The organism is Sphingomonas sp. 1F27F7B, assembly GCF_005503355.1.
In the GTDB taxonomy this organism is placed as follows: Bacteria; Pseudomonadota; Alphaproteobacteria; order Sphingomonadales; family Sphingomonadaceae; genus Sphingomonas.
On the sequence record NZ_SCMK01000020.1, the window covers coordinates 87123 to 96934 of the forward strand.

The 9812-nt window shown below is 62.4% G+C and carries 12 protein-coding genes; 5 read left to right on the forward strand and 7 right to left on the reverse strand.

Annotated elements, in window-relative coordinates:
• Window positions 1–3 precede the first annotated feature (3 nt).
• The 3 genes from merA to FFS08_RS17525 form a co-directional block, all read right to left on the reverse strand.
• Window positions 4–1380, reverse strand: coding sequence for a mercury(II) reductase (gene merA / locus FFS08_RS17515; RefSeq protein WP_137863630.1), 1377 nt, complete (start codon window positions 1378–1380; stop codon window positions 4–6).
• A 79-nt stretch (window positions 1381–1459) separates the two neighbouring features.
• On the reverse strand, window positions 1460–1789 hold the full coding sequence (locus FFS08_RS17520) for a heavy-metal-associated domain-containing protein (protein WP_004213249.1): 330 nt from the start codon (window positions 1787–1789) through the stop codon (window positions 1460–1462).
• Window positions 1790–1801: 12 nt separating this feature from the next.
• Window positions 1802–2197 (reverse strand): mercuric transporter MerT family protein, encoded by a 396-nt coding sequence (locus FFS08_RS17525; RefSeq protein WP_014072602.1) that lies wholly within the window; start codon window positions 2195–2197, stop codon window positions 1802–1804.
• Between the two features lie 76 nt (window positions 2198–2273).
• Here FFS08_RS17525 and FFS08_RS17530 point away from each other — a divergent pair, with 76 nt between their 5' ends.
• Together FFS08_RS17530 and FFS08_RS17535 are read left to right on the forward strand one after the other, a co-directional pair.
• On the forward strand, window positions 2274–2696 hold the full coding sequence (locus tag FFS08_RS17530) for a MerR family transcriptional regulator (protein WP_014072603.1): 423 nt from the start codon (window positions 2274–2276) through the stop codon (window positions 2694–2696).
• Window positions 2697–2863: 167 nt separating this feature from the next.
• Window positions 2864–3424, forward strand: coding sequence for a recombinase family protein (locus tag FFS08_RS17535; RefSeq protein WP_017184234.1), 561 nt, complete (start codon window positions 2864–2866; stop codon window positions 3422–3424).
• Window positions 3425–3508: 84 nt separating this feature from the next.
• On the opposite strand, the gene FFS08_RS17540 is transcribed toward FFS08_RS17535, so the two are convergent.
• From FFS08_RS17540 to FFS08_RS17555, 4 genes are all read right to left on the reverse strand, one after another.
• Window positions 3509–4588 (reverse strand): Cj0069 family protein, encoded by a 1080-nt coding sequence (locus FFS08_RS17540; RefSeq protein WP_157838154.1) that lies wholly within the window; start codon window positions 4586–4588, stop codon window positions 3509–3511.
• 88 nt (window positions 4589–4676) lie between these two features.
• The gene (locus FFS08_RS17545) at window positions 4677–5345 is read right to left on the reverse strand and encodes a superoxide dismutase (RefSeq protein ID WP_017184236.1); all 669 of its coding nucleotides are present in this window, start codon (window positions 5343–5345) and stop codon (window positions 4677–4679) included.
• 74 nt (window positions 5346–5419) lie between these two features.
• Window positions 5420–6817 carry a chromate efflux transporter gene (gene chrA / locus FFS08_RS17550; protein WP_008603799.1) on the reverse strand — a complete coding sequence of 466 codons (1398 nt, stop codon included), beginning with the start codon at window positions 6815–6817 and terminating at the stop codon, window positions 5420–5422.
• 2 nt (window positions 6818–6819) lie between these two features.
• Window positions 6820–7770: a chromate resistance protein ChrB domain-containing protein gene (locus tag FFS08_RS17555; RefSeq protein WP_025160483.1), complete on the reverse strand. Its 951-nt coding sequence runs from the start codon at window positions 7768–7770 to the stop codon at window positions 6820–6822.
• 168 nt (window positions 7771–7938) lie between these two features.
• Between FFS08_RS17555 and FFS08_RS17560 the strand changes: the two genes are divergently transcribed.
• The 3 genes from FFS08_RS17560 to FFS08_RS24340 all read left to right on the forward strand — a co-directional run bounded on the left by FFS08_RS17560 (window position 7939) and on the right by FFS08_RS24340 (window position 9632).
• Window positions 7939–8829: a DUF1259 domain-containing protein gene (locus tag FFS08_RS17560; protein ID WP_008603797.1), complete on the forward strand. Its 891-nt coding sequence runs from the start codon at window positions 7939–7941 to the stop codon at window positions 8827–8829.
• Window positions 8830–8906: 77 nt separating this feature from the next.
• Window positions 8907–9230 (forward strand): PepSY domain-containing protein, encoded by a 324-nt coding sequence (locus tag FFS08_RS17565; RefSeq protein ID WP_202408384.1) that lies wholly within the window; start codon window positions 8907–8909, stop codon window positions 9228–9230.
• A 75-nt stretch (window positions 9231–9305) separates the two neighbouring features.
• Complete coding sequence (locus FFS08_RS24340; protein WP_223178489.1) at window positions 9306–9632, forward strand: Rap1a/Tai family immunity protein; 327 nt, start codon at window positions 9306–9308, stop codon at window positions 9630–9632.
• Window positions 9633–9812: the final 180 nt, after the last annotated feature.

The following is a 9812-nucleotide window of genomic DNA, read 5'->3' on the forward strand; positions in this document are numbered from 1 at the left end:
CAATCACCCGGCGCAGCAAGACAGTTTGGCGACATCCTTATCAAACGTTTGGGCCGCCAGTTTGAGGCCTTCCACAGTGGTCAGGTAAGGAAATATCGTTGCACCCAATTCCAGGGTGGTCATGCCGTGTTTGATCGCCAGCACCAGTGTCTGGATCGAATCCGCGCCTTCGGGTGCCATGATCTGGCCGCCCAGCAAACGGTCGTTCGCCTTGTCGGCAATCAGTTTGATGAGACCCCGCGTATCGCGTGCTGCCAGTGCCCTTGGCACAGCATCGAGCGGGAGCAGCGAAACCTTGATGTCCAGGCCTTGCGCCCGTGCTGTCGTTTCAGTGAGGCCGGCGCTGGCGACTTGCGGGTCGGTGAAGACGACGGATGGCATGGAGGAATTGTCGTAGCGGTATTGGTTGCCCGTCACCGCGTTGCGCGCGGCCAGTTTTGCGCCATAGGCGGCCATGTAGACGAACTGGTCCCGTCCCGTTACATCGCCCGCCGCGTAAATGCCTGGAACCGACGTTTCGAGGTGGTCATCGACGACGATTCCACCATTACGGGCAAGCACTATGCCGCGCTCCTCCAGCCCAAGCCCGTCGCTATTGGGTCGGCGTCCGGTGGCGATGAGCACCTGTTCCGCCACGACGGTGTCACAATGCCCCTCGCAGGTCAATTCGACCCCGCTCTGTGTTTGGGCGATACGCTGATAGCCGACACCTGCGCAAACCCGCACGCCCTCGGCTTCCAAATAGTTTTTCAGCGCGGCACTCACTTCCGGGTCCATTTCGGGGAGCAGGCGGCTTCGGCAGCAGATGGTGACATCAACGCCCAGACGCGAAAACATCTGTCCCAGTTCTACCCCGATCACCCCGCCACCGATCACCAGCAGCGATTTGGGCAAGCGATCCAGCGCCAGCGCCGATGTGCTGGTTAGGTAGGGCACGCTGTCCATCCCCGGAATCGGCGGCACGGCGGCGTGCGCACCCATCGCCAATATGACCTTGCCGACCTTCATGGGCGCATCGCCGACAATCAGCGCACCATCGGCAAAGCGTGCCTTGCCCTCGATATAGCTCACACCGTCATAGGCGGGCAGCAGATCGACATATTTTTTTTGGCGCAGCGTCGTGACAAGATCGTCCTTCGACGCCGCCAATACGGACCAGTCATCCATCTGGACAGCGCCCCCAAGGCCGGGAAAGCGCGCGGCGGCAAGCCCACCATGCACCGCTTCGGCGGCGCGGATCAGCGTCTTGGAAGGAACGCAGCCAACATTGACACAGGTGCCGCCAATCGTGCCGTGACCGACGAGCGCCACTTTCGCGCCCAGATCGGCAGCGGCGATCGCGGCGGAGAACCCGGCAGAACCCGCGCCGATGACGGCCACGTCAAATCCTTCCTGCCCGGGGCGGTTGCAACAGTCGTTCATTGCTTATCGCTTTCTTGAGGCGCTGGCGGCGCCCCGCTCAGTTTTGAATAGCGCGCGCCGGATAACCCGCGTTGGTTGATGCAGCGGCAATCGCAGCAGCATTGGTGCGGCGCGGGTTATAGGTTGCGCGCGCGGTCTTGGCTGCGAAATCGACCGTGACCGCCGTTACCCCGGCGACGCCTTCCATCGCCTTCTTCACGGTGATCGGGCAGGTGGCGCAGGTCATGTTCTCTATGGCAAAGGTGGTTTGCTTCTGAGCGGTTGCGGTAGCCGCGGGGCGATCTTGCGCCGTGCCACTAACTGCATAGGCGACCCCGCCGCCAGCCATAGCCAGCACGGCCATAGCGATACATACTGTCTTTTTCATGGGTATTTCCTTTCAATAGAACCAGGGTGCCCACCAGTCGATGGTGAGCGCCAGGATGGCGACGGCAAGGCCCAGCCACAGCACCGCCTTGGTGGTCCAAGCCGATTGTGGACGAGCGCAGTAGGAACCGTCTTCACAGGGCGGTTTCGGCTTGAAATAGACATGCCAGAAGCCGTAGCCGAGCAGCGCGAGCGTTACGCCTGCGACATAGGGCTTGTAAGGTTCGAGCGCCGTCAGGTTGGCGATCCACGCGCCGGAAATTCCGAGCATAACCAACAGTAGCGGGACGACGCAGCAAGCCGAGGCGAGCCCCGCGCCGATCAATGCGCCCGCCGCAACCCAGTTTGCCTGCTTCGGCTCGTGGTTTTCGGTGAGGGCTGGCTGTCCCGCTTCCGGCGTTGAGACCATGGCTTGAATCCCTTGTTCCAACTGAGTGATTCGCAGTGTAGGCTCTGTAGCCACTACAGACTCAAGAGGTATTTTCATGGAGCAACAGGTCGGCATCTTGCGTGCCCAGCTTGCCCGGAAAACAGGCTGCAATCTCGAAACCATCCGCTATTACGAGAAGGTGGGATTGCTGCCGGGGCCGCCTCGCAGTTCCAACGGCTACCGCGTCTATTCGCCGGAACTGGTGCAAAGGTTGCAGTTCATCCTGCGCGCGCGCGACCTTGGCTATGCAATGGATGAGATACGGTCATTGTTGTCGCTCACCGATACCGGTGCACAAACCTGCGCGGAGGTTATGGCGAGAACCGAACTCCACCTTGAAGATGTCCGCCGCCGCATTGCAGATTTGCAGAAGATAGAGGTGACGCTGGCGACCACGTTAGCCAGATGCACTGGAGATGACGTTGCCGAATGTCCCATCCTGGAAGCACTCCAGTTTTTACCCCATCAAGGCAATTGACGCCATCTTTGAGGGATTTGATTTTGTGATGTCAGCTTGGAGTATAGCCTAACCGGACGTCAGGATGCAGCGGCGGTTTCTGTCAGGATAGGGTTATGGCAAGCATTTATTGACGCATGTTCCGCCGTGTCATAGAATTCAACCTGACATTTTGACCGGAGGCGGCGATGAAAGGCCAGAGGATCGGTTACGTCCGGGTGAGCACATTCGATCAGAATGTCGATCGCCAGTTGGACGGGCAGTCGCTCGACCGGATTTTCACCGACAAGGCATCGGGCAAGGACATCAACCGCCCCGAACTCGATGCCATGCTCGCCTTCGCCCGCGAGGGTGACACCGTCGTGGTCCACAGCATGGATCGATTGGCGCGTAATCTCGACGATCTGCGCAAACTGGTTCAGTCCCTCACCAAAAGAGGCGTCCGGATCGAGTTCGTGAAGGAAAGCCTGGCCTTCTCGGGCGAGGATTCCCCGATGGCCAACCTGATGCTCTCGGTCATGGGTGCGTTCGCCGAATTCGAGCGCGCCCTGATCCGGGAGCGGCAGCGCGAAGGCATTGCGGTCGCCAGACAACGCGGTGCTTATCGCGGGCGGAAACGTTCCCTCTCCGACGAAATGGTCGCCGAGCTGCACCGCCGTGTTGATGACGGCGAGCGCAAGGCCGTCATCGCCCGTGACCTGGGGATCAGTCGCGAAACCCTCTACCAGTATCTCCGCGCTGCCACCTGAGCCGGTTTCACCCAGCCTCGCTCACCCTTAGGCTTGTCTGATTGATACGACCAATGTCACGTCTCTTGAATTGCTTGAATCATATCAATGAGGATTGGAGGTCTCCTTCGTCAAACGAATGGCAAGAGCGCGACCGATTGCCGCTGCGGCGACTGGCTGGACGGCGCTTGGCGGAAATGGTGCAACCGAACTAGCATTGATCTCGCAAAGCGCATAGGAGCCATCGCTGATGGCTTCACCAGGGCGAAATAGGAAGTCGGCGTCCCAAAGAAGCGGAAGATCGTGGTCGACGATCGACAGCAACCTTTGCATCTCTGGAATCCAGCGATCCTCCATCGCTTTCCGTAAGGCTGCGAAGCGCGTCACCTCCGGTCCGAACATGGCGCGGCCCATCGGCTGTGGGGTTGACGACGTTGTATCAATGGCCGTTGGCGTCATCAGCGCAGTGATCAGGTTGTGCCCAAAGCCAACCACTCGGTGCCCGCACACGTAGCAGCGGACCATGCCCTCGGACGACTGCGGCTGATAAGCCTGATCGATCAGCACGCCGCCGTCGTTTAGAAACGGCACCCACCTTTCCAAGCACTCGGCTAGGCTGATGCGCTCCGATTTGCTTCCTTGGCGGGCCTCTTGAACTTTCACCGACGTTTTCAAAGCCGGAGCGTTTCCCGCTTCGTCTAGTTGGACACGCCATACATTCCTGCCGCCGTTGCCGTAGTTCGGCTTCAGCACGCGCGGGCCTGCGGCAAGATGTTCGGGGAAACGAGCGCGAAGGCCTTCAGCGTCCACGTATCGATCGACATCGCTGCCCCATTCCATGGATCGCGTTGTGTAGAGCACTTCCTTGACGCCGATTTTGGCGATCACGTCAGGATGCGCGCTGACGACAACGCCGCACCCCGCGACTTCGCGCAGCATTGGATCGAGCTGCGAGCGGTCGCCTGAAATGTCCAACGGATTCACCCAGACCAGCACTGCGTCGCACGACAGCAGCTCGTCCCGAATCTCGCGAACCGCCTCGTCCCTGTACAGTACAGGCCTTGCGGTCGCCCCGAGCGCCCGCAAGGCCTGCATTATCGGCCACTGCCGGGCTTCATGAAAGCGATGCGTCCACTCGGCTGCTTGCCCACGCCAAAGAAGAGCGATGTTCGGGCCGGATGTCATTGTTGCATCTCCCCATCGGACCTGTCCCCTTTGTGGTCGCGAACTCAGGTGTCGCGCAGCAGTGGGTGTTAAGCCACGGCGGTCGGGTTCAGCCGCCGCCGCGCAAAGCCGCGGCATAGCGCCGGTCGACCACTTCCCAGTCGATGTTGCGGAAGAAGGCGTCGACATATTTGGCGGCGGCGGTGCCGTAATCCATGTGGAAACTGTGCTCGTACATATCGAGCGCGAGCAGCGGCACGCCGGCAATCGCACCGTGCATATGATCCCACGCCCAATGGTTGTGCAGCGAGCGCGTGTGGAGATTGTAGACGAGCACGCACCAGCCCGATCCGCCGGCAAGGCTCATCCCGGTACGGCGGAAGTCGGCTTCCCAGCGGTCGAACGAGCCGAACGCCGCGCCCAGCGCGTCGCGGATGGAACCGGCTGCCTGGCCGTTGCCGCCGAGCCCGTCGAAATAGACCTCATGGAGCACGACCGAGCCGGTGCGGTGCAGCTCCTCGCGCTTCAATCCGCCATAGACCACCGGCGGCAGGTCCGTGTCAGCGAGCGCGGCGGCAAGTCGTGTCTCGATCATATTCAGGGCCTTGACCGAGCCCGCATAATTGTTCTCGTGGTGCGATGTGATCAGCCTTTCGGAGAGGCCGTGAAGCCTGGCGGGATTGAACCTGAGCGGCTTGACCTGATGATTTCCGGCAAAGGCGGGGACAGCCGCCGGCGCTGCGGCCGGCGTCTGCGCAGAGGCTTCGTTGATAGTCATGGCGGCGGCTCCGATGCCAAGAGTTGCGATTGCACTGCGTCGGGAAAGATGGTCGATCGTCACGCGTCACTCCTTCAGATGATCATTACATATGCGGCCCCGAGGACCGAGCAGACGCCGAGCACCGGCAGCATGCCGGCCTTGAACCGGAACATGGCGAGTATCGCACCCACCGCGAGCGCCAGCGCCGGCCAGTTGACGGACGTTAGGACTGGGAGATCGATGGTGCCGGCTGCGAACGGCACTTCGCGGACTTGCTCGAACAGAGTGTGGATACCAAACCAGACCGCCAGATTGAGGATCACGCCGACCACTGCGGCGGTGATCGCCGAAAGCGCGGCCGACAATGCGCGGTTGCCGCGCAGCCGCTCGATGAATGGCGCGCCGGCGAAGATCCACAGGAAGCATGGCAGGAAGGTAACCCAGGTGGTGAGGATTGCGCCGAAGGTCGCGGCGACGAGCGGCGGCAGCCCGGTCGCTTCGCGGAAGGCCGCGAGGAAGCCGACGAACTGCGTCACCATGATCAGCGGCCCGGGCGTGGTCTCGGCCATGCCGAGCCCGTCGAGCATCTCGCCGGGCTGGAGCCAGCCATAGGTCTCGACTGCCTCCTGCGCGACATAGGCGAGCACCGCATAGGCGCCGCCGAAGGTCACCACCGCCATCTGGCTGAAGAAGGTGGCGATGCGGCTGAACACGTCGTCGGGGCCGAACGCGAACAGCAGCGCTGCGACCGGCCCGAGCCAGAGCAGCAGCAGGACGCCGGAGATGCGCAGCGACCAAGAGAGGTTCGGCCGGGCATGGTCGGGAAGGCCCTCGCCAAGAGCGGTGTCGCGGTCGTGGATTATCTCAGCGCCGGCGGGACCATGTCCGCCGCCGCCCTTGAATGCGGCGTAACCAGCGCGGCCACCGAAGAAGCCGATCAGCGCGGCGGCAAGCACGATCAGCGGGAAGGGCACGTCGAGCACGAAGATCGCGACGAACGCCAGCGCGGCAAAACCGCGCATGACGTTGTTCTTCAAGGCACGCGAACCCACCCGGACCACCGCCTGTAGCACCACCGCCAGCACGGCGGCCTTCAATCCGAAGAACAATCCCTCGACCAGCGCCACTTCGCCGAGCAGCACATAGACATAGCTGAGCCCTAAAATCGCGAGGAAGCCGGGCAGCACGAATAGCGCGCCCGCGACCAGGCCGCCCTTGGTCTTATGGAGCAACCAGCCAATATAGACAGCTAGCTGTTGCGCTTCAGGGCCGGGCAGCAGCATGCAATAGTTGAGCGCGTGGAGGAACCGCTCCTCGCCGATCCAGCGCTTCTCCTCGACCAGGATGCGATGCATCACCGCTATCTGGCCCGCCGGTCCGCCGAAGCTGAGCAGCGCGACCCTGATCCAGACGCGCACCGCCTCGCCAAAGCTGATGCCGTGCTCGTGCAGCGTCTCGACTGCGATTTCAGCGCGTGCGCTGGCCTCCATCTTTAGTCCTCTTTTCGCCGGGTGAAGTGAGCATAGAATCCGTCGAGCGCGGTCGATCCGCGCGCGATCCGCTCCTCGTCGTCGTCGGTGCCGGCACAGATGCCGGCGATAAGCGCGCTCACTCCCGGAGTTTCCGGGCGCTCGAACCGAGCATCGGCAATATCAAGGTCGTGAACAATTTCGCCGAGCGCCCGCAGCGCGGGGTCGGTCTCGAGACCGGTGAGGAACACCAAGGTCTCGAAGGAGCAGCGGTCGCCTTCGTGGGTGAACTCAGCGTCCGCCATGTCGAACCTCAGTTCGTCAGGCTCCGGCACATATCCTTTGCCCTCGACGAACTTGAAGCTCGCCTCGGGGTCGATGAAGCGGCGAATGAGCCAGGCGGACGCGATGCGATCGACATGGACATGGCGGCGCGTCACCCAAACGCGGCGCTTTAGCTCCGCCGGGGTCAGCTCGGGCGCACCGGGGCCGCTCACATCGGGATGTTGGTGAGAGCGGCGGTCCGCCTCGGTGATGGCGGCCTGTGCCGCCTGCCGACCATGCGCACCGAAAAAGTCGATCGCGGCGACCTCGTTCAGGCGTTTGCGCAGGCGGCCCACATCCGCCGCCGCGACATACTCGCCCTCACACAGCGCGCGCGCCTCGCGTGCCAACTCCTCATAGTCGGCGTCACGCGCAGCGTCGAACACTCCGCGCAGCTCCGCATCGCCCATGCCGCCGACAAGGCGCGCTTCGAGGATCAGCGCCTCGCCGCCATTTTCGGTGATCTCGCGATGCAGTTCTTCGAACAGCGCGCGCGTGTCCTCGCGATTGGGGAGCGCATGGACGGCGTTCTTGAGCGGCGCGGCCCCGATCGCCTGCAAACGCCGCCAGACCTTCACCCGCAAATAGGCAGGCTTAGCCGGAAGCTGCGGGATCAGGAGCAACCAAGGGGAAGCTTGTGTGTTTGTCATAGTTGTATCGTCACTAGCCTACAAGTGTAAGGGTTGCATCACAAGCCTCATGAGCATAGGACTGCTTATCCCGAAGAAAGAAACCGGAGCGCAATGTCGCGGCTCGCCGGCGGCGCGCTCGCATGACGTGAGGCTTTCCGTGTCGAGTGCGCTGATGAAGGATCAATTATGCTGAAAAAGACCATCGCCTTGGGATTCGCCAGCCTCCTGCTGGCAAGCCCGGCATGGGCAGCGCCGGACTGGTCGGCTGTCGACCGGGCGATAGGACGAGCGGGGGCCGAACAGCCGGGGGGCGTTCACCGCTACAGCTTCCCGCGTTCGGACCTGAGCGTCACGCTGGATGGGGTGACGATCAAGCCCTCCCTCGCGCTCGGCTCTTGGGCGGCGTTTCAGCCGATGGGCGACGAGGCGATGGTGATGGGCGATCTCGTGCTGACCCACGACGAGGTGAACCCCGTTTTGAGCCGCCTGCTCGCAAGCGGTTTTACGATCACCGCGCTCCACAATCACCTGCTCCGCTCTTCGCCTGCGACCATGTACATGCACATTGCCGGCCACGGCGACCCGGTGAAGCTCGCGGCCGCGCTCCGGCAAGCGCTATCAGCCAGTCGGACCCCGCTCGCCGCGCCGCAATCGCCTTCGGCCAGCGCAGCCGCATCGCGGCTCGACCTCGATGTGGCCGCGCTCAACCGGTTGATGGGCGGTGAGGGCAAGACGGCCGGTGGCATCCTCCAATACAGCTTTCCGCGCGCCGAGCGGCTGATGGACGGCGATATGGAGACTCCGCCGACGATGGGCACGGCGACCGCGATCAACTTTCAGCCAACCGGGGACGGCCGAGCCGCCATCACCGGCGATTTCGTACTTGTCGCAAACGAGGTCGATCCGGTCCTGCGCGTGCTGCGGACGAACGGGATCGAGGTCACGGCGCTGCATAATCATATGCTAAACGACGAGCCGCGGCTGTTCTTCATGCACTTCTGGGCCAACGACGACGCAGCCAAGCTCGCCCGTGGGCTGCGCGCGGCGCTCGACAGGATGAACAATCAGAGGAGTTGAACTCGGACGACGGCTCATTGGGCCGTAACCGCCGCCCGCCCGACCCCACGGCCCTTATGCAGGAAGTGGAATGGAACATGGCTAGCAAACGAACTCTCACTGTTGTCGCAGGCGTGGGCGCGGCCGCGCTGGCGATCGCGGGCGTGGCGATCGCGCAAAACCACGAGGCGAACGAAAACCGGATAATCGGCAAGCACAGCGAACGAGACATCCCGCTTGCTCAGGTGCCCGAGGCCGCGATGAACGCGGCACGCGCGCAACTCGCGTCAATAAGCAAAGCGGAGCAAGTCACCCGAAAGGCGGACGGAAGCACGCTCTATGAAATCAAGGGCAAGAACAGCGACGGAAAGACGATCGAACTGTTCGTCACGCCCGAAGGCCAGGTGCTCGGCCGCGAATGATGGATCAGCACGGGGCGCCGGCCGTCGAGGGCCGTGCGCCCCTTCCGAAATGATACTGCGGAATAGGAGACGAAAATGCGGCCAAGGCGATGGATATTGTTATGCGCCGCTTTGGCCGCCCTGCCTGATAGTGCGATCGGCCAAACCGAACCCGCGTCGGCGACGGGCTCGGCGTTGTTCGTAAGCTGTCAAGCGAATGAGCCGCGATGCGGCGCTTACCTCCAAGGCGTGCTCGACATGATGATCGTCGCGCGAAAAGCGGAATGCCGCGCTCCACGCTATGACCGATCGGCGCTGCGCGCGGCATATTTACGCTGGGCGGAGCAGAATAGCTATTTTATGAGTGTTCATATGGTGGCCGGAGCTGAACGCTCGTTAGCGAAGGCTTGGCCATGTCAGTAGCATCGTACCCCGCGGCGTAGCCTGCCCGGCGGCTGCCTTTGAGGGCAGGCGGAGCGTCCGCCTGGCGGTGAATTCCGCCAGCTCAACGATCCCATGTCGCGCCTCAAGCTCGCTAATTAGCCGATGTTCGCATTATGTCTGCCAAATCGTTGTCTGGCGCACAAACCTTGAGGTGACGCC

Bases quoted from the DNA above. Each gene is read 5' to 3' on its own strand.
- FFS08_RS17520 (WP_004213249.1), bottom strand. From the start codon at position 1,789: ATGAAAAAGACAGTATGTATCGCTATGGCCGTGCTGGCTATGGCTGGC.
- FFS08_RS17525 (WP_014072602.1), bottom strand. From the start codon at position 2,197: ATGGTCTCAACGCCGGAAGCGGGACAGCCAGCCCTCACCGAAAACCAC.
- FFS08_RS17530 (WP_014072603.1), top strand. From the start codon at position 2,274: ATGGAGCAACAGGTCGGCATCTTGCGTGCCCAGCTTGCCCGGAAAACA.
- FFS08_RS17535 (WP_017184234.1), top strand. From the start codon at position 2,864: ATGAAAGGCCAGAGGATCGGTTACGTCCGGGTGAGCACATTCGATCAG.
- FFS08_RS17540 (WP_157838154.1), bottom strand. From the start codon at position 4,588: ATGACATCCGGCCCGAACATCGCTCTTCTTTGGCGTGGGCAAGCAGCC.
- FFS08_RS17545 (WP_017184236.1), bottom strand. From the start codon at position 5,345: ATGACTATCAACGAAGCCTCTGCGCAGACGCCGGCCGCAGCGCCGGCG.
- chrA (WP_008603799.1), bottom strand. From the start codon at position 6,817: ATGGAGGCCAGCGCACGCGCTGAAATCGCAGTCGAGACGCTGCACGAG.
- FFS08_RS17555 (WP_025160483.1), bottom strand. From the start codon at position 7,770: ATGACAAACACACAAGCTTCCCCTTGGTTGCTCCTGATCCCGCAGCTT.
- FFS08_RS17560 (WP_008603797.1), top strand. From the start codon at position 7,939: ATGCTGAAAAAGACCATCGCCTTGGGATTCGCCAGCCTCCTGCTGGCA.
- FFS08_RS17565 (WP_202408384.1), top strand. From the start codon at position 8,907: ATGGCTAGCAAACGAACTCTCACTGTTGTCGCAGGCGTGGGCGCGGCC.
- FFS08_RS24340 (WP_223178489.1), top strand. From the start codon at position 9,306: ATGCGGCCAAGGCGATGGATATTGTTATGCGCCGCTTTGGCCGCCCTG.